Genomic DNA, 18,379 nt, shown 5'->3' on the forward strand with positions numbered 1-18,379 from the left:
ATGATTGTATAAGCCGATTGGCTTATAGTGTAGTAGTTATGCTGTTAAAGTTAATTCTTTTTTCTTTCAGAGCCTCCTTCTACAGTAGTACCTGCAACGGTGGTTGTTCCTTTTTTCTTATTATGATTTTTAACTATGCTTTTATACAGTTTATCGGGGTAGCATATGCCTAATATACCCATTCTAGGAGGGTTGACACCTCCAGCCTGAGCAGCTTCTTTGGCAAAGGTGGTGCAGTTGTAGTAAAATACGGAGTATTGCGCTCCGTGTTTAGAATCAGCGTAATTCATTACTGCTTTAGCTTGGTCATGTGTGATGTCATAGCTTTGTGTCGCTTTCGGGCTATGTAAATTATCGGGTTGTACAACTTGACCTGCTACATAAGAATTAAAGGGGTTGGATGAATAGCCTACGCGCTCTCCGGGAGGTAACGTTGCCCATGATTCTGTTACCTGATCATAAGCTCCAAACATTTTAGGCCAGAAACCAATAGGGTTGGCTTGCGTGCCACCTCTTGCTAGCAGGTTTCTGTGTGGGGCACTGATATCTGCTGGTACATTATCTTTGTCTATCCACTCAATGGAAATCCAGGCATGACCTACATTTCCAGAAGTTAATTGATCTATTAAAGCCATTCCCGGAGCATCTAGGTCAGCATGTACGTGTAGTTTAGCTACTTTGCCATTGTCATCTTTTTCCTCTCTTTGTATAGTAACTAATTGTGCGGTATTGCCATTGTCTAAGGCTACGGCATCGTTGGCAGTATTGGCATAAAATGATGTGGCTGTCAGTTGAGCAGCTTTAGCTCCCATTACATCGGCTTCTTTTTCTAACCCTTGGTTATCATTGATATTAACCTTGCCTTTCATTTGCTTGGTAGGTTGAACCCTGCCTTGTTTCTGTTGTACCACGTGCCAAGCTTCGTGCGCTAAGTGTTTTTCTTGGCCAGGTCCTAAATGTATATCGGTGCCTTGAGCATAGGCATGTGCTTGTAATTGAGCAGGTTTGTCTGAGTTGCGGTGTACTTTTACATCGTCCATGCTATAGCCCGATAGATTTTCAATGCCTGATTTTAATTGGTTAGGCAGCCCGGTGTTATTTGCCTGCGCCTGAGTAGTGGTGGCATTGTCTGCTTGCTTTTGTAGCTGAGTTAGCTTTTTATTCGTAGGGCTTTGGTCTGACTTTAGCTGCATTGCGTGTAGCTGTTGTACCTGTGAGCTGTTATCAGCGTAGTGCTGCTGTTTTTTGAGTTGAGCAGTGGTTGTAGTGTTTGAGCTAGTAGGTGATAATGACGTATTGGCCTTGCTGAAAGATGGCGTATTTAAAGTCTTTTTATTAGTTATTGAGCGCATGGTAGGTAAGGTCAGGTGAATACATTAATTAAATGTATATGCTTTTTCGGTTTAATTGTTCTAATCTAATAATTATTGAGATTTTTAGCTAAATATATTTGGAAATTAATGGTTGCGTAAAAAGAGTTAGACCATTGGTTCTTCTACTACTCTTGTCTTTGATAGTTTGTCGTGCCAGCCAACTGGTCTTTTGGTTATAAATGAGAGGGCATCTAACGGAATAAGCCTTGCTAATGACCTGACCAATGCGTGTACTACGGAAGGGCGACCGCCTTTAATGTCAACCACTTTGGTTTTTGTTATTATTTTGCCTACGGTGCGTCCTAGTGTAGCCTCCATAATAAAGTAGTAACTTACTCGCATCAGCGATATAATGAGGTAATTATCTGCAATAAATGCTATGTAAGGTATATGGGTGCTGGTCATCACCAACTTGAATAAGAGAAATATTAATATAAAAACACCTCCATCAATTATGTAGTTTAAAAATCTTTTTTGATCGGAGGCTAAGTGAGTTTTTACATAACTACCGTTGATGTATAATGGGTGTTCAAATGTATTTGGGGTGGTCATGTTTTATAGTTTACAGTATATTAGATGAATTGTTTTCTACATCATCAATTACTCTTGTGTTAGATAATTTATCGTGCCAGCCAATTGCTTTTTCTCCAAGAAACGAAAAGGCTTCGAAGGGGATGATTCTAGCAAATGACCTTCCAATGATTTGTCCTGCATTAGGTTCTTTTCCCTGAGCGGTGATCACTCTGGTGTTGGTGATAAATTTGCCAATGGTTTTGCCAAATATTATTTCCATAGTACTAAAATAGATGACCTTCAGTAAAGAATTAAAAACAATGCTATAGGAAAAAAATCCACCTATGGTTATTTCTGTATTATCTATAACAAAGATTAGGGCCACTTCTATTGCCATACAAACAATGTAATCAATAAGAAAGTTGGTAAATCGTTGACCTGCTGTAGCTAAGTTTATTTTTACAAATTTTTCTCCATCTATTTTTTCTATGGAGTAATCAAGAATGTTTTCCATTGGATATAATTATTAAGTTCGCAATATAATGTAATTAATCTTATAATAAAATGATTTAATTGCATCTGTTAATTACGTAAATATTGTCTCTAGTTATCTTCTTTGAATGAGTTTGTGCACTGCAATGAGAAGGTAATTAGTGGTTTATATAAAATTATTTCAATTCAAGTGAAACTATTTCATAGGTGTGATCGTTTTGCTTACTAAAATAATAGTAATACTATCAATTTGTGAATTAATGGAAAGTTTACCTGTTGAAATTCAGTCTAATCCCAATACATATTTAAAAGATCCGCTTTCGAGCGAATTGGGCAAACGTATACTTACTGGTAGCATTAATTTATTAGATGAACTAGGCTTTGAGAGTTTTACCTTCAAAAAATTAGGGAAAGAGATTGGATCTACTGAAGCTTCAATTTATAGGTACTTCGAGAGTAAACATAAGTTGCTGTTATATCTTACGGCTTGGTATTGGTCATGGCTGGAGTATCAGCTGGTATTTGGTTTGGCTAATATTGACTCTCCAAAAGATAGGTTTAAGAAGGCCATAAGTATTCTTACCGAAGAAATTAAGGAAGATAAAAGCGTTTCTCATATTGATGAAGTCAAGCTTTTTTGGATTGTAATCAATGAGGCGCCAAAGGCTTATTTAACTAAAGCAGTTGACCAAAATAACAGCGAAGGTTTGTTTTTGGGGTTTAAAAACTTAGTTAACAGAGTAAGTAAAATTATTTTGGAGATACGCCCCGACTATCCTTATCCTCATATGCTGGTTTCTACCATTATTGAAGGAGGGCATAATCAAAGATATTTTGCAGAGCACTTACCTCGACTCACAGATTTTACCAAAGGCTCTGATTCTATTACTACATTCTATACTGAATTGGCATTTAGCGCTATTAAACTGGATATATGAACGCAGACACTACAAAACTAACAGCTACACAACGATTTTGGCGCTTGTTAAAGCCCGATCGTAAGGAAATTCGAAATGTTTATATTTATGCAATTTTCACTGGTTTAGTCAGCCTTTCTTTGCCATTGGGTATTCAGGCAATAGTTAACTTTATTCAAGGCGGACAGATAAGCACATCGTGGATAGTGCTGGTGTTTTTGGTGGTGCTTGGCATTGCGGTAACAGGCATTTTGCAAATATATCAGTTGCGAATAACTGAAAACCTTCAACAGAAAATATTTGCACGGGCTGCTTTTGAGTTTGCTTATAGGATGCCTCGAACAAAAATGGAAGAGCTATATAAGCATTATGCTCCAGAATTAATGAACAGGTTTTTTGATATTATCTCTGTGCAGAAGGGCTTGTCAAAGATATTGATAGATTTTTCCGCTGCATTGCTTAATGTGGTTTTTGGCCTGCTGTTACTTTCTTTTTATCATCCGTTTTTCATCTTGTTTAGCTTATTTCTAGTGATATTAATAGCTATAATTATTCGATTTACTGGTCGTAAGGGAATGAGTACTAGTTTAGATGAATCAAAATACAAGTACAAGGTGGCTTATTGGCTAGAAGAACTCGCAAGAACCAATACTACATTTAAGTTGGTTGGAGATACTGATCTGGCGCTGCAAAAGGTGAACGATCATGTAGGTAATTATTTAACTTCCAGAGAAAGTCACTTTAAGGTTTTGGTGCAGCAATATTCCCTCATGGTGGTTTTTAAAGTTTTAGTAGCTACAGGGCTTTTGGCTATAGGTGGTATTTTGGTAATGGAGCAGCAGATGAATATAGGTCAGTTTATAGCTGCTGAAATCATTATTTTAACTGTGATGGTGGCTGTAGAGAAGTTGATCAGAAACTTGGAGACTATTTATGATGTATTGACTTCTTTAGAAAAAATTGCTCAGGTTACTGACCTTGAACTAGAAGAAACCAAGGGAGTTGATTTGGCCACGGGAGACGAGCCTGGACTTGCTATGGAATTAGCCAAAGTATCTTTCTATTATCCTACACAAAACGAACCTACATTGAACCAAGTGAGCTTAAAGGTAGAAAGTGGCGAAAGGGTAGCTATTACCGGGAAGAGTAATTCTGGAAAACGGACCTTGCTTTACATTATAGCGGGTCTTTACGAAACGCAAAAAGGAAATATTACCTATCAGGGTTTGCCTAAGGGTAACCTCAATATCAGCTCGTTACGTTCGGTTATGGGTGATTATCTATCCCAAGAGCAACTTTTTCAAGGTACTATTCTTGAGAATATTACAATGGGAAGGGCCTCAATTACATTAGATGATGTAAAATGGGCAGCTAAAAACCTTAATTTGGAAGGTTTCATTAAAACTCTTAAGGAGGGATATGACACGCAGGTTGATACACAAGGGCAAAAATTCTCTGGTAGCATTGTGCAAAAAATATTGCTCGCAAGAAGTGTGGTGAGTAAGCCAAAAATTCTAATCCTTGAAGATTTAAATATGCACCTTGACGAGACAGAGTATAAGAGCATAATAGATTTTATTACTAGTAAAGAAAACTTGTGGACGGTGATTGCTATTGCTTCTGAGCCTTATTTGGCAGCTAAGTGTAATAAGGTTGTTTACATGGAAGAGGGGCAAATTATTAAAAATGGCTCATTTGAAGAGTTAAAATCTTTTTTAAACTTAAAATCTAACGGGCATGCTTAATATTTCAAAAAACAGTATCGGTCGGTATATAGATCGTAATAAATATAATGCCCTTAAAAATGTAGAAAAGAAGAAATCAGGGCGTGTTTTGTTAAGGCTAATAAGTTTTACATTATTGGTGGGGTTGGTTATAATTTTCTTGCCATGGACACAGAATATTGGTGCTCGTGGGTATGTTACAGCGCTGCGGCCGGATCAACGACCTCAAACTATACATTCTGTCATTGCGGGTAGAATAGAAAAGTGGTATGTGCAAGAAGGTGATTTTGTTGAAAAAGGAGACACTATTCTCTACATTTCTGAGATAAAAGATAGCTATTTCGATCCGCAACTTCTGAATAGAACCAAAGATCAGTTGACCGCTAAAGAGCTGGCGGTGAAGTCTTACATGGAGAAGGTTAAGGCATTAGATAATCAGATAGATGCACTGGCGCAAACAGGAGAGCTGAAGTTAGAACAAGCCCAAAATAAACTACAGCAAGCGCGGCTTAAAGTAGTGAGTGACAGTATCAGCTATGAAGCATCTATTACTAATTATAATATAGCCAAAGAACAATATCAGAGACAAGAGAAGCTGTATGAAAGTGGATTGAAGTCATTGACTGATTTAGAAAAAAGGAAGTTGACTCTTCAGAAAGCGCAGGCAGAAATGATTTCTTATGAGAATAAGTTGCTGGTGAGTAAAAATGAGGTGATTAATGCTAAAGTGGAGCTTACATCTATAAAGACTAAATATAGAGAAAGTGTGGCTAAGGCTGAGTCAGATAAGTTTTCGGCTATGTCTAACATGTACGATGCCGAAACCACCGTTTCTAAGCTTCAAAATCAGTACATGAACTATTCTGTAAGAACAGGTTTATATTACATTACTGCACCTCAGAATGGGTATGTTACCAAAGCCATACAAACAGGAATTGGAGAAACCATAAAAGAAGGCGCTAGCATTGTCAGTATTATGCCTTCAGACTATGATCTGGCCGTGGAGATGTATGTGCAGCCTATAGATTTACCTCTTTTGGAAAAGGGGCAGCCTGTAAGGGTACAATTTGATGGCTGGCCTGCAGTAGTATTTTCTGGCTGGCCCAACACCAGCTATGGAACCTATGGCGGTAAGGTTTATGCTATAGACAATTTTATAAGTGCTAATGGTAAGTATCGTGTGTTGCTAGCGCCAGACCCTGATGATCATCCTTGGCCAGGAGCTATAAGGGTAGGGGCAGGTACACGTAATATGGTGCTACTGAAAGATGTGCCTATTTGGTACGAGCTATGGCGAAATATCAATGGTTTCCCTCCTGACTATTACAAAACAGGGCTGCAAGGAAAAGATACTAAGTCTAAAAAATAAATAATATCTATGCGCATTAATATTAGAGTATTATTCATGTTTTTGAGCTTGTTGGGCTTTGCTAATTATGATGCTTTTGCTCAGGCTGATGATACTACCAATGTAGCCGTACTCACATATGAGGCTTATATGGATTTGGTAAGAACTCATCATCCGGTGGCGATTCAATCTGAATTGCAGCTGCAAAAAGGTGAGGCGGAAATTATGAAAGCACGTGGTGCGTTTGACCCTAAGGCCTCTGCTAAAGTAGCTGAGAAGTACTTTAAAGATAATCAGTATTATAGTCTCAATGATTTTGGGTTAAAGGTGCCTACCTGGTTTGGTATTGAAGCTAAGGCAGGATATGAAGAAAACCATGGCAAATACCTTAACCCAGAACATAGTACTTCGGGTGCTGGCTTGTGGTATGGAGGTATATCGGTGCCTGTGGGCAAGGGTTTATTTATTGATAAAAGAAGAGCAGAACTTCAGCAAGCTAAAGTATACCAGCAGAGTACAGAGGCACAGAGGCGAGCTATGCTTAACCAACTTCAGTATGAAGCCGGTAAAGCTTATTGGGATTGGTTTGTGGCTTACCATGCCGTGCAAGTGTATGAGGAGGGGCTAGTTTTAATAAAAGAAAGGCTGCAGGCTGTAAAAGAGAGTGTGGTTTATGGAGATAAAGCGGCTATTGATACCTTGGAGGCTGGCATTCAGGTACAAAATAGACAAGTGTCACTTCAGCAGGCACAGTTGGAATATGCCAACGCTATGGCTTTACTTTCTGTTTATCTATGGTCTGAAGGAAATATCCCTTTAGAAGTAAGCAGTGCTACCATTCCACCATTGCTAGGAGAGGCTGGCGTTGGTAAAGTTTCATCAGATTTTAATGGGCAGTTTTATAATATGATAGAGCAGCACCCTGAATTGCAACAATATGAATATAAGGTAGCTACTCTCAGTATAGAGCAGAGGTTGAAGAAAGAAAACCTGAAGCCAGATTTAAATTTAAATTATTATGCTTTAAATAAAGCTGTAGGCAATGATCCATTATACCACTATAGCTCATCTAACTATAAGTGGGGACTGGACTTTAGTATTCCCTTGTTTTTAAGAAAAGACCGGGGAGCGTTGAAGTTAGCCAATTTAAAAATTCAGGAAGCAGAACTTTCATGGGTGCAAAAGAAAGCGCAACTTACCTACAAGGCTAATGCAGCTGTAAATGAGTGGAACAATACATTTGATCAAGTGCAGGTGTATCAAAATACTGTAAGAGACTATGGTAAGCTCGTTGATGGAGAAAGACAAAAATATACTTCAGGAGAAAGCTCATTGTTTTTGGTGAATTATAGAGAGAATAGCTATATCAATGCAAAGAATAAGTTGATACAAATGATAGCAAAGAATAAAAAAGCAGAAATTAATGCTAACTATGCTCTGGCTGGTTTTGATCTTGTTTTGGAAGAATAGTAGTATGCTTCAGAACTTTTAAATATCAGATATATCACCTATTTCTGAATATTATCATTCAGTTCATTATAGGTTATTCCAAACTGGTCGTAGGTTAAGCGCAGCGGTCCTACGACCTACCATGAGCGAGAGCATATGCTCGGAATAAGATAAGTAGATGTCTGAAGCCACACTGCTTAGTCAGTATTTCATGAATATGAATTTGTGCATAAAGAGAGGAATTTGAGCGGATGCTCAAGTAAATTATGGATCGTAGCGGACGCTACGACCAGTTTGGAGGAATGTTAACACTGTATTTAAGTCAAAGCAAGGCGAAGAGTACTTTAATACACAAGTTGAAACGTATGATAACTGATTAAAATAACTAATGGAAGAATTAAAAACTTGCCCATGTTGTGGCTATTCAAAATTAGAAGAACCTGTATTTAAATCTGAGTTGCCAAACTTTGGTTTCATCTGTCCATGTTGTTTTTACGAGTTTGGTATTGAGGAAGAAACATTTGCTGAGTACAGGACAGAATGGATTGCAAATGGAGCCTCTTTTCGAGATGACAAAATATGTCCAAATGAAGAATGGACTCTCACAAAGGCTATAAGTCAACTTGATCAATTAAAAAATATTCAGTGGGAGTTAATGCCTGAAAAGATGAAAAAATTAAACCCTGATTGGACACCTGAATTTGATAAAAAGGCATTGGAAGTAAATTGGTAGAAAAATAGAGCCCTCACTGGTCGTAAATTAAGCTCAGCGATCCTACGACCAACCATGAGCAAGAGCATATGCTCGGAATAAGATAAACGGAAGGCTTGAGCCACAATGCTTCGTCAGCATTTTAATAAAGATGTTTTTTGCATTAAAGAGAGAATTTGAGCGGATGCTCAAGGAACGTATGGATCGTAGCGGACGCTACGACCAGTTGGTGGTTTCCTTTCTTACAGTAGATTTTCCTGCTTTATTAAATAATTTAAGCATCTTCCTGTTGATTTTCAATTGTTGATCCACCTTCAAGTAAAATTCTTCAGTTTTTAACCGCAGCTCATATTGAGCAATAGATTTACACTTGGCAGAACAGAATATTTTATCTTTTCGTCCAAAGACCTTATCTCCGCATGTTGGGCACTGTCTAGTTTTCATAGAAGAATGTTATACGGATAATATACTGCTAATTAAATCACTTATTTACAGAAATATGTGGTTTAATCAATTTAAAATTGACCATCTTCGTTATAAACTAATATTTTTATTTAATTTTATATTAGTTGTATGAGGGACATAAATGTTCACTTACACGGATGTTGCCACCAATTATAAAAAGCGACAACTAAGAACAAAATTATGGAACAATTACAAGTAAGAATTTTACTTCAACACGTTCAAGGAGAGAAAATTGCGTATTTCTACAATCGTGAATCATTTGATTTGTTGAACATCGAACGACATACTTATGACGAATCTCAATTTATAAAAATAGGAAACACAATCGAGTTTGAAGGTGAAAAGTATGTAGTGAAAAACATAAATTTCAAAATGGAGAAACAACTTTATGAAATGGACAACAAGTATGGAATTAATATGTATTCACCAACTGACCCGTCAGACTACAATTGTCAAATTGGTGTTTTTGTAGATAAAGCCTAAAATATGCCATTTACATTTTCGCATCCAGCAATAGTTTTACCGTTGACATTTTTGCCTCGGCAAGGGTTGTCATTGGACTAGCTACAAAATATGGTACAAAAAACATCAAGCTGCTTTGTTATAAATTAATTTTAATTGCAATTCTTTTTCTAGTGGTGTTGTATAGCCAAGTGCAGAATGTAACCTCTGATTATTGTACCAGTTAATATATTTTTCTATGCTACAGAAAGCATGTAAATAATTGCAGAACTTAAACCTGTTTAACCATTCGTATTTCATTGATTTAAAGAAGCTTTCAGCTACTGCATTATCCCAACAGTTACCTTTTCTTCCACTAGTCGTAGGTTAAGCGCAGCGGTCCTACGCCCAACCATGAGCATTTGCCCGGAATAAGATAAGCAAATGTCTGAAGCCACAATGTTTAGCCAGTATTTCATGAATATGAATTTGTACGTTAAGAAAGGAATTTGAGCGGATGCTCAAGGATGCTAAGACCAGTTGAGGCTTTAGTTCAAGAATGCACTTCAGTTTAATATAGGTCATAATTAACAACTCGTGTTCAGTTGAAGCGTTAGAGTGAATACTGTCATACAATACGGAGTTTGATGAACCAAAAGCGAATTATACCACGGGTTTTTAAATCATTAACCGATTTTCATAGGGTTTTCGGTCTTCCTGAGCCTTTACATCCTTTGGTGAGTTTTATAGATATTAGAGATGTGCGCCTCAAGCCCAATGAGCTAACAGATTCATTTATACTTGATTTTTATAAATTATCTTACAAAACACAGCTCTGCTCTCAGGGTGGAGCGCGTTATGGTCAAAATTTTTACGATTTTGGAGAAGGTGGTTTAGTCTTTACCGCTCCTAATCAGCTGTTTGAAAGTCCTGAAGGAGCGCAGGGAGCTGGATGTATGCTACTAATTCACCCCGATTTTTTGTTGTCCTACCCATTAGCCTCAAAGATTAAGCAGTATGGTTTTTTCTCTTATGCCACTAATGAAGCATTGCATTTGTCAGAAAAAGAGAAAGAAACTATTATCAATATATTTAAAATTATAGATGAGGAGCTAAAAGGACGAATGGATGATTTTAGTCAGGATGTAATTATCTCGCAAATAGAATTGTTGCTTAACTACAGTAATAGGTTTTATAGGCGACAGTTTATTACTCGAAAGGCGGTTAATAATGATATTTTATTGAAAATGGATGATCTTTTAAATGATTATTTTAATAGTAACCAAGCCGTAAATAACGGTCTGCCTACTGTTAATTATTTGTCAGATCATTTAAATATTTCTGCTAGCTATTTGAGTGATATGTTGCGATCATTAACGGGCCAAAATGCTCAGCAGCACATCCATGGAAAGCTTATAGAAAAAGCTAAAGAACGTTTAACCACTACCAATTTGAGTGTGTCAGAAATAGCCTACGAATTGGGTTTCGAGCATCCGCAATCTTTTACACGCTTGTTTAGAAAAAAAACTACTCAAGCCCCAATGGAATTTAGAAAGTCTTTGGGGTGATGAGTCCTATATTTCAAATTAAAATTTAACATCATCATTTAATTGTTGTACTAAGGCTCTAATTCATGGCTATTAAGGGCAGGGAAACGTGAACTTGGAAACAAGCCTGGTTTTATTTTAGGAAGTGGTATTAATAGGTATGAATATATTTCTCAAAACGAGTTAATATTAAACCACTGGTACCAGCTTACTATGGTAAGAGAGGGCGGTAAATTTCAGCTATATGTAAATGGTGTGTATAATGGAAGTATAGAGTTAGACCCGAGTACCGTACTTAATGCTACCAATGCACCGATATACATAGGCCGACTGGGAGTAAGCGGCTACAATACTAAAGCCGCATTTGATGATATGAAAATATACAACTATGCCCTAAGCGCTAACCAAATATGGCAAACCTACAACGGTAAAACCCTAGAAGAAATAGAAGAAGAGAGCACAGAACACCGTTTAGCCCTCACCAACTACGATTATGGGTTTAGGATCTATAATCCGGCTATTGGAAGGTTTTTGAGTGTGGATCCATTGACGAAGGATTATCCTATGTTGACGCCTTATCAGTTTGCTTAAAATCAACCTATTTGGGCAATAGACTTAGATGGATTGGAAAAATTTGTTATTCATGCTGAACGACTTGCTAAATTTGGTGGAGTTGATTTAGGTAGTGAAGATTCAAATGTAATTGCCTTTAGATTATCGTTTTCTATTGAAGAGCCAGGTAAGGAAGCAATAATATTAAGTACCAAAGATCCTATTCTAATAGTCGAAAGGAAGGATAAGTCATCAGGTCCGGATTATGGAATTAATGGATTGATTGATGGGCAAGAATATCAATTGGAGTGGCAAGTATATCATAATAATATTGCTTTGTACATTGAATCTCCAACTGGTGTTAAGTATAGCGATAATACATTTATTCATCCTACAGCGGGGTCAGATTATTTAGCTGGTTGTAAAGGTGTTGGTTGTGAATCAAGATCTAGTCTCGGGGAAGGAGATTTTGCTCTTCAATTATTACCATCAGGAACTGAAAATGGTAATAGCAATAGAAACGAGGGAATTAAATTGTTGAATCAAATAAGAGAAATATATCTTGATAATGGGGATAAACTTGGAGATGATCAATTTGGGCCAGGGAATGATTATACTTTTGATCCTAACAGATCTGAAAAAGCTGTATTAAGTGTAGATGCTCCAAGGGAAAAACAAACAGTACCAAAAAAGATAGAAAGAAAAGGTTTTGAAGATTTGTAATTAAAGGAAAAAGTACATTATGAAGATATTACTGCAAACTACCATTCTTACAATTTTACATTTAACAGTATGTTATTCTCAAGAATATATATGCAATAGTAGTACATGCTTGATCAAATTTAATTTCCAAAATAGTGATAGCATTGATTTATACTTTCCTGATAAAAGTCACTTGGTAAAATTTGAAAATATTAGACAAACACATCAAGAATTAAAATTAGGTTCCATGTCTAAAAATGAAGATATCAAAATTTTTTTGGAAATTGATTCCATAGGTGAAAATATTAAAATAGAGAAGGTTGGGTTTAGGAATGCTTTGATTAATGGTAAAAAACCAATAGGAGCACATTTTGGGAGTCCCTATACGAGGATAGTCAATTTTAAATTGATTGTAAAAGGTATTGAAATTAAAGTTGAAGCTAATCAATACAATGATTTATATAACTTATTGTTTACTGAGTCATCAAAGACTTTAGCTAAGGCATTTATATCGGAAGATTCGGAATATGTTTATTTGTATCTTTTTGGTGGGTATGCTTCAGATACATATCTAGTGAAATATATATTTAAAGAAGGGGTATTCTTAAGAAGGTTTGTAATTAATTCGTTTGAGAATATTAAGTTATGTGAAGAGTGTTTTTGAGTATATTCCCTCCCGTTGTTCCGCGTATGTCTCTAGCCGTTGGCGCGCTGTTTTCAACGCGTGCTATCCCTCTCCCGCTGGTTGTAGGTTAAGCGCAGCGATCTTATGACCTACCAAGTACAAGAGCATTTGCTCGGAATAAGATAAATCGATGTCTGAAGCCACAATGTACAGTCAGCATTTTAATAAAGATGTTGATGGGATTAAAGAGGGAATTTGAGCGCACGCTCAAGTAAATTATGGATCGTAGCGGACGCTACGACCAGTTGGGTGGGGAGAAACATTAGATAATTATTGATGAAAGCATTGAAAAGGATTAAGAATTGGATTGATAAAAACCTTAGATACCCTGAAATAACGGATTCTGAACTAAATCGCTATTATCGCCGTGGCGAAATGGATCAAGAGAAGTTTTTGAAAATTAGGAAAAGAACTGGCCTTATAGCCCTCATTATCGCAGTAATATTTTTTTTAATAATAATGTTTTTATAAGGCCTACGCTGGCGCCAGCTTGTAGCTGGTGACCCTCTGAACGATATCGTAAATCATCACTTAAGCTGTTTTTAGTCTTAGCGAAGCGAGACTGAAAACTATAAATGAGCCATGAGGGTCTCCGACCCGTATAGTTTTGCAACCAGAGTTTTAATGAGCCAATTTTTGTCCCTTAGCTGTTGCACGGGTGCTGCGTGTATCCATGACCGGGTTACTTGGCAAAAGCCTGTTTGGTTTTATGGTAGCTGAGCGCCATGTCCAGGACATAATACACCCCACACTGGTCGTAGGTTAAGCGCAGCGATCCTACGACCTACCATGAACAAGAGCATATGCTCGGAATAAGATAAGTTGATGTCTGAAGTCACAATGCTTAGCCAGTATTTCATAAATATGAATTTGTGCGTAAAGAAAGGAATTTGAGCGCACGCTCAAGTAAAGTATAGGTCGTAGCGTCCGCTACGACCAGATGTTAGATTCTTAAATATAATTTAAATCACCACTGGTCGTAGGTTAAGCGTAGCGGTCCTACGACCTACCATGAGCAAGAGCATTTGCTCGGAACAAGATAAGCAAATGTCTGAAGCCACAATGTTTAGCCAGCATTTCATGAATATGAATTAGTGCGTAAAGAAAGGAATTTGAGCGGACGCTCAAGTAAAGTATAGGTTGTAGCGGACGCTACGACTAGTTGGGATTATATTCCCCATACAGTTAATGCTAACAATATGTTAAAAAATATGGGTGATGGCTAGACAGGAGATAAGTTAAAAGAAGCTCATAAGGAAGTTTATGATAAAAGGACTGATGCTGATAAAGCTAGGATTAAAGATGCACATGTGACTATCAATGATTAAAATGAAAGACATAATGAAGTGGGTTCTACTTATTTTTAGTATATCGCTTCTTGTCAGTGCGTGCATTGAAGGAAATAATGATGTAAAGCATAAAATTGAGTATTTTGATGAGCTAAATAGTTATGTGGTCAAACATCACCATGAATTTGATTGGAAAATTGCTGCAGATTCTTTTAAGTTGAAATTTCCAGAAACAAACAACGCAATAAGTAAATTGATAAAAGACTTTGAACTAACAGAAATTCAAGTTCATGAGGTTAAGGGCAAAGGGTCTCCATTGGGAATTGCTTATAGGTTAGGCTCCAGGGCACAAAAACCCTTTAAATATCTATTATATTCAAGTGATGAAAAAATTAAAAGCAACTTTGAGAGTTATGAGCAATTTGTAGAATGTGGGACAAAAGAACAGATAAAACCTAAATGGTCAATAGTTACTATCACAGATTGTACGGATTAGATCTTACCCCCCCCCTGGTCGTAGGTTAAGCGTAGCGGTCCTACGACCTACAGTGTGCAAGAGCATTTGCTCGGAATAAGATAAGCGGATGTCTGAAGCCACTATGTACAGTAGGCATTTCAATAAAGATGTTGATGGGATTAAAGAGGGAATTTGAGCGCACGCTCAAGTAAATTATGGATCGTAGCGGATGTTAGGAACAGTTGGGGTATAATGACTAAATGAAATTAGTATGAAAATATTAATCTATATCTTATTTGGAATGTTCTTTATATTTAATTGTTCGTCTCAATTTGGGCAACAGGAGAAGAATATAAAGAGGACTTACTATGAAAATGGTAATATAAAAGCAGAAGCCACTTATAATGCAGATTCTGTCAAGCACGGGTATGGTAAGTTGTTTTACGAATCAGGTCAACTTGATTACTATGCAGAATACAAAAACGGGAAAAAACAAGGAATTCATAAAGGTTACTATGAAAATGGCTCTTTAGAATTTATAGGTTATAATATAAATAATAATCCTGTTGGAGAGCAATTAGATTACTATAAACATGGGATTTTAAAAGACTATTTATTTTATGACCCTGTAGGAGAGCCACACTTTAGGAGGAGTTATGATGAAAGAGGTAAATTTTTAGATGAAGAAGGGAGTAGAAATACTAATATAGTCTCAATTACCATTACCGACAATAGTTTTGAAATTGGAGATACTTTGCAGATTAAAGTTTACACCCCTCAACCTCCGGATGTTAAAATTGAGCTAAAAGCATTTGTCTTTAACAACAGTAACAAAGCTATTTTCGATCAACAACTCATTCTAGATAAAGGTCAAGCAACTTTTTCTAGGACACTAGAGGATACTGGAGAATTTACTTTTAAAACAGAATTGACTTACAATGATACTGTTCAATCTGAGATTTCAACTTATGAGAACTCTTTTCAATTTATTGTAAAATAATCTTATCTAGTCTGAGTATACTTCATATTGCCCCTGGTCATAGATTAAGCGCAGCGATCCTGCGACCTACAGTGTGCAAGAGCATTTGCTCGGAATAAGATAAGTTGATGTCTGAAGCCACAATGTTTAGCCAGTATTTCATGAATATGAATTTGTGCGTAAAGAAAGGAATTTGAGCGGATGCTCAAGTAAAGTATGGATCGTAGCGTCCGCTACGACAAGCTTGAAAATGAAAACAAAAGCTTTAGTTTTAATCAAACTCCGGTATCATGGAAATTGAATACCATCATACCTATATTTATCGATCACCTACTTATTTTAAAAAGTAATAATTCTTGGCTTTCGTTAGGTAATAAGGTGGTGCCAGTGAGGGTGAGGCCTAGTTTTTCTAGTAGTTTTTGCGAGCCGATATTTTCTTTATTGGTAATGGCGCACACAGTGGTTAAATCAAAATCTTCAAAGGCCGCTTTTAACACGGTAGAGGCAGCCTCGTAGGCATATCCCATTTTCATATATTCGGGAAGAAAAGCATAGCCTATGTCTATGTCTTTAAGTCCGTCTCTGTCATACAGTCCACAAGAGCCTATTTTTGCGCCATCTTCTTTTCTTATAATAGTGAAGTTGGCAAACCCCAATCGTGCCAGTTGGGTTCGTATTTTATTATTGATATAGTCACGTGCCACCTCTACAGAACTGATATTTCTATCGCCAATATACTTAAGCCAAAGTGGGCTGTTCATTAATGTGAAGATAAAGTCTGCATCTTGCTCTTCAGTAGGTCTAATGATTAGCCTTTCCGTTTCAAGTGATTTATAATTCATAGCTTGGCCTTTTTGTTATTTGATGTACGATTTATACTTTTCTATTTTCTCTAATAGGCGGTCAGCTAGGTAGGCGCACCCTGCACTGAGATGGTGGTGTATAAGCTTGGCTTCATTTATATATGCCTGTTTTTTGTTGTTACCCCAATAATAGGGAGGAGCATATAAGTTACAGATTCTGTCGGCCATTTTTACAGCCCAAACTTCTTTTGGTTGCTGTTTTATTCTTTCTAAGCTGTCAAGCATTTTATCAGATATGGTCGCGTCTTTTTCTCTTTTAGTTAGGGCATCTACTCCCATTGCTACCTGGTGGCCAAAGCGGGTGGTAATTTCTTCAATGGTAAGTTGGGTGTCTTCAATAGTGTCGTGCAACAAAGCGCATTTTATGGCTAAGTCTGCATCTAAAGTCGAATCTATTTCAGTGGCTTTTATTACTTCAAAAGTAACAGCACCTATATGGTTAATATATTCTATTTGTTGGCCTTCATCTTGCCCGCCATACTTCTGCCCATCGTGAGCTAGGCTGGCGAGTTTCCAAATTTCCTGCAAATCATCTATAGACCATCTTTTTTGCATACCTCAGTGCTTTTAATGTTGAATGACTAAAGTTAAAGCACTAGACGTTATTGGCCTACATACTTCCATAGTTTTAACATATTAATAAATAATTTTATAATTTCTATGTGATGTAGGCCAAGCTGTGCTATTTATTCATGGCTAGTAGAATAATTGACACTATAAAAATTCCTACCAAATGGTATGAGCTTGTAATTAATCCATATAAAATGGGCTTGGGTATATTTGGGTTAATGGCAATGTTGAAAGTATTAGCGACCAAATATCCTATGCCAACTATTGCTGAAAAAAGTGCAGCAGTAGGGTAGTTGTCAATTGCTAAAACTTCCATCATAACAGCGGTAGCAATGGTAATTACTAAAATGCATGGTACAGGCCCAATGATAAAGATGGGCGCAGGTTTTTCGGGCATTTGGTTTTCTTTACCCAAAGCTATGGCATACTGTTTTTTGAATAACCCAGTAAACCAGATAGCGCCTAATAAAGAATAAGTAATAAAAGCTAGTAATACACCTAGCCAGTTGATCGATGTAAAAGATACTGTCATTGATATTTTGTTTTTTTTCAAAACTAATGTGTGTAAATGACAGCGGTATGTCAGGGGTGTTTATCTATTTTGATGATACTTTTCAAAGTATTCTTGCAAGGTCATATCATGAGGAGCAAATCTATTGCTACTTACCTCTAACTTGGATATACGATCGAGCCGGAAAAATCTAAATTCTTCTCTCAGGTGACAATATGCCAATAATATCCAGTTTTCTGTGCTCAGTAGGGCAAACGGCTCTATTACTCTTTCGGTAGCATTACCACCCTCATTTGTGTATGAGATTTTGGAGAGGCAATAGTTGGTTATGGCAAACTGCAGTGTAGTGAGGTTGTTGCTTGTTCTTTCAGTATTCTGGTTCAGTTTGTGGCTGGTTCTGTCAGAAAGTAGGTTAGCTTTATCTTTGACCTCAACTCTTAAAACAGCTTTAATTTTATCTATAGCAGCGGTGTATTCTTTTACTAAAGAGGCATCCTTATTTTTTTGCACCAGTTGTTCGGCCATTATCAGGGCATTGGCTTCATTTTCGGTGAACATAACAGGTGGTATTCTATAGCCCGGCATGAGTGTGTAGCCTTTGCCTTCTTCGGTAAATACAGGTACACCCGCTTGCTCTAGGGCTTTGATATCACGATAAATGGTGCGGACACTCACGTCAAATTTTTCAGCAAGGCTGGTAGCCGTTACTAGTCTTTTAGTTTGTAAAATAGTAAGAATGGCTGTGAGCCTTGAAATACGTTTAGTGTCTGAGGCTTTCATTTATGCAAAT

The 18,379-nt window shown here is 37.0% G+C and carries 22 protein-coding genes and 2 pseudogenes; 13 read left to right on the forward strand and 11 right to left on the reverse strand.

The window, feature by feature from the left end; genetic code table 11:
- Window positions 1-50: 50 nt before the first annotated feature.
- The 3 genes from ACXACQ_RS11755 to ACXACQ_RS11765 all read right to left on the reverse strand — a co-directional run bounded on the left by ACXACQ_RS11755 (window position 51) and on the right by ACXACQ_RS11765 (window position 2,400).
- On the reverse strand, window positions 51-1,352 hold the full coding sequence (locus ACXACQ_RS11755) for an eCIS core domain-containing protein (RefSeq protein WP_474976141.1): 1,302 nt from the start codon (window positions 1,350-1,352) through the stop codon (window positions 51-53).
- Between the two features lie 126 nt (window positions 1,353-1,478).
- Window positions 1,479-1,925, reverse strand: coding sequence for an RDD family protein (locus ACXACQ_RS11760; RefSeq protein ID WP_474976142.1), 447 nt, complete (start codon window positions 1,923-1,925; stop codon window positions 1,479-1,481).
- 10 nt (window positions 1,926-1,935) lie between these two features.
- Window positions 1,936-2,400, reverse strand: a complete 465-nt coding sequence (locus tag ACXACQ_RS11765; RefSeq protein ID WP_474976143.1) for an RDD family protein — start codon at window positions 2,398-2,400, stop codon at window positions 1,936-1,938.
- A gap of 238 nt (window positions 2,401-2,638) precedes the next feature.
- On the opposite strand from ACXACQ_RS11765, the gene ACXACQ_RS11770 reads away from it, so the two are divergent.
- The 5 genes from ACXACQ_RS11770 to ACXACQ_RS11790 all read left to right on the forward strand — a co-directional run bounded on the left by ACXACQ_RS11770 (window position 2,639) and on the right by ACXACQ_RS11790 (window position 8,549).
- Window positions 2,639-3,316 (forward strand): TetR/AcrR family transcriptional regulator, encoded by a 678-nt coding sequence (locus tag ACXACQ_RS11770; protein WP_474976144.1) that lies wholly within the window; start codon window positions 2,639-2,641, stop codon window positions 3,314-3,316.
- Window positions 3,313-5,040, forward strand: coding sequence for a peptidase domain-containing ABC transporter (locus ACXACQ_RS11775; RefSeq protein WP_474976145.1), 1,728 nt, complete (start codon window positions 3,313-3,315; stop codon window positions 5,038-5,040). Before ACXACQ_RS11770 ends, ACXACQ_RS11775 begins: the two co-directional genes overlap by 4 nt.
- Window positions 5,033-6,388 (forward strand): HlyD family secretion protein, encoded by a 1,356-nt coding sequence (locus ACXACQ_RS11780; protein WP_474976146.1) that lies wholly within the window; start codon window positions 5,033-5,035, stop codon window positions 6,386-6,388. Before ACXACQ_RS11775 ends, ACXACQ_RS11780 begins: the two co-directional genes overlap by 8 nt.
- Before the next feature lie 9 nt (window positions 6,389-6,397).
- Window positions 6,398-7,837 (forward strand): TolC family protein, encoded by a 1,440-nt coding sequence (locus ACXACQ_RS11785; RefSeq protein ID WP_474976147.1) that lies wholly within the window; start codon window positions 6,398-6,400, stop codon window positions 7,835-7,837.
- A gap of 367 nt (window positions 7,838-8,204) precedes the next feature.
- Window positions 8,205-8,549, forward strand: a complete 345-nt coding sequence (locus ACXACQ_RS11790) for a hypothetical protein (protein WP_474976148.1) — start codon at window positions 8,205-8,207, stop codon at window positions 8,547-8,549.
- 195 nt (window positions 8,550-8,744) lie between these two features.
- Here ACXACQ_RS11790 and ACXACQ_RS11795 read toward each other — a convergent pair whose 3' ends face one another.
- The gene (locus ACXACQ_RS11795; RefSeq protein ID WP_474976149.1) at window positions 8,745-8,972 is read right to left on the reverse strand and encodes a hypothetical protein; all 228 of its coding nucleotides are present in this window, start codon (window positions 8,970-8,972) and stop codon (window positions 8,745-8,747) included.
- 201 nt (window positions 8,973-9,173) lie between these two features.
- Here ACXACQ_RS11795 and ACXACQ_RS11800 point away from each other — a divergent pair, with 201 nt between their 5' ends.
- Together ACXACQ_RS11800 and ACXACQ_RS11805 are read left to right on the forward strand one after the other, a co-directional pair.
- Window positions 9,174-9,476 (forward strand): hypothetical protein, encoded by a 303-nt coding sequence (locus tag ACXACQ_RS11800; protein WP_474976150.1) that lies wholly within the window; start codon window positions 9,174-9,176, stop codon window positions 9,474-9,476.
- A 3-nt stretch (window positions 9,477-9,479) separates the two neighbouring features.
- Window positions 9,480-9,557, forward strand: coding sequence for a DUF4184 family protein (locus ACXACQ_RS11805; RefSeq protein ID WP_474978475.1), 78 nt, complete (start codon window positions 9,480-9,482; stop codon window positions 9,555-9,557).
- 24 nt (window positions 9,558-9,581) lie between these two features.
- On the opposite strand, the pseudogene ACXACQ_RS11810 reads toward ACXACQ_RS11805, so the two are convergent.
- Window positions 9,582-9,806: pseudogene (locus tag ACXACQ_RS11810) on the reverse strand (integrase core domain-containing protein); the annotation flags it as partial.
- Window positions 9,776-9,913, reverse strand: coding sequence for a hypothetical protein (locus ACXACQ_RS11815; protein WP_474976151.1), 138 nt, complete (start codon window positions 9,911-9,913; stop codon window positions 9,776-9,778). The gene ACXACQ_RS11815 and the pseudogene ACXACQ_RS11810, both read right to left, overlap by 31 nt.
- Window positions 9,914-10,081: 168 nt before the next feature.
- On the opposite strand from ACXACQ_RS11815, the gene ACXACQ_RS11820 reads away from it, so the two are divergent.
- From ACXACQ_RS11820 to ACXACQ_RS11835, 4 genes and pseudogenes are all read left to right on the forward strand, one after another.
- Window positions 10,082-11,002: a helix-turn-helix domain-containing protein gene (locus ACXACQ_RS11820; RefSeq protein ID WP_474976152.1), complete on the forward strand. Its 921-nt coding sequence runs from the start codon at window positions 10,082-10,084 to the stop codon at window positions 11,000-11,002.
- A 108-nt stretch (window positions 11,003-11,110) separates the two neighbouring features.
- Window positions 11,111-11,572: pseudogene (locus ACXACQ_RS11825) on the forward strand (LamG-like jellyroll fold domain-containing protein); the annotation flags it as partial.
- Between the two features lie 33 nt (window positions 11,573-11,605).
- The gene (locus ACXACQ_RS11830; RefSeq protein WP_474976153.1) at window positions 11,606-12,256 is read left to right on the forward strand and encodes a hypothetical protein; all 651 of its coding nucleotides are present in this window, start codon (window positions 11,606-11,608) and stop codon (window positions 12,254-12,256) included.
- 226 nt (window positions 12,257-12,482) lie between these two features.
- Window positions 12,483-12,899, forward strand: a complete 417-nt coding sequence (locus ACXACQ_RS11835; protein WP_474976154.1) for a hypothetical protein — start codon at window positions 12,483-12,485, stop codon at window positions 12,897-12,899.
- Window positions 12,900-13,627: 728 nt separating this feature from the next.
- Here ACXACQ_RS11835 and ACXACQ_RS11840 read toward each other — a convergent pair.
- Complete coding sequence (locus ACXACQ_RS11840) at window positions 13,628-13,780, reverse strand: hypothetical protein (protein ID WP_474976155.1); 153 nt, start codon at window positions 13,778-13,780, stop codon at window positions 13,628-13,630.
- Window positions 13,781-14,261: 481 nt separating this feature from the next.
- Here ACXACQ_RS11840 and ACXACQ_RS11845 point away from each other — a divergent pair, with 481 nt between their 5' ends.
- Together ACXACQ_RS11845 and ACXACQ_RS11850 are read left to right on the forward strand one after the other, a co-directional pair.
- A complete protein-coding gene (locus tag ACXACQ_RS11845) occupies window positions 14,262-14,705 on the forward strand; it encodes a hypothetical protein (protein ID WP_474976156.1) in 444 nt (147 codons plus the stop codon).
- Between the two features lie 232 nt (window positions 14,706-14,937).
- The gene (locus ACXACQ_RS11850) at window positions 14,938-15,666 is read left to right on the forward strand and encodes a toxin-antitoxin system YwqK family antitoxin (RefSeq protein WP_474976157.1); all 729 of its coding nucleotides are present in this window, start codon (window positions 14,938-14,940) and stop codon (window positions 15,664-15,666) included.
- Between the two features lie 305 nt (window positions 15,667-15,971).
- Here ACXACQ_RS11850 and ACXACQ_RS11855 read toward each other — a convergent pair whose 3' ends face one another.
- The 4 genes from ACXACQ_RS11855 to ACXACQ_RS11870 all read right to left on the reverse strand — a co-directional run bounded on the left by ACXACQ_RS11855 (window position 15,972) and on the right by ACXACQ_RS11870 (window position 18,369).
- Window positions 15,972-16,487, reverse strand: coding sequence for a GNAT family N-acetyltransferase (locus ACXACQ_RS11855; RefSeq protein ID WP_474976158.1), 516 nt, complete (start codon window positions 16,485-16,487; stop codon window positions 15,972-15,974).
- Window positions 16,488-16,502: 15 nt separating this feature from the next.
- Window positions 16,503-17,063 carry an HD domain-containing protein gene (locus ACXACQ_RS11860; protein WP_474976159.1) on the reverse strand — a complete coding sequence of 187 codons (561 nt, stop codon included), beginning with the start codon at window positions 17,061-17,063 and terminating at the stop codon, window positions 16,503-16,505.
- Between the two features lie 127 nt (window positions 17,064-17,190).
- The gene (locus ACXACQ_RS11865) at window positions 17,191-17,610 is read right to left on the reverse strand and encodes a DUF1761 domain-containing protein (RefSeq protein WP_474976160.1); all 420 of its coding nucleotides are present in this window, start codon (window positions 17,608-17,610) and stop codon (window positions 17,191-17,193) included.
- A gap of 60 nt (window positions 17,611-17,670) precedes the next feature.
- The gene (locus ACXACQ_RS11870; RefSeq protein ID WP_474976161.1) at window positions 17,671-18,369 is read right to left on the reverse strand and encodes a helix-turn-helix transcriptional regulator; all 699 of its coding nucleotides are present in this window, start codon (window positions 18,367-18,369) and stop codon (window positions 17,671-17,673) included.
- Between the last annotated feature and the right edge of the window lie 10 nt (window positions 18,370-18,379).

This window comes from Fulvivirga sp. AWR4_260 (assembly GCF_056158185.1).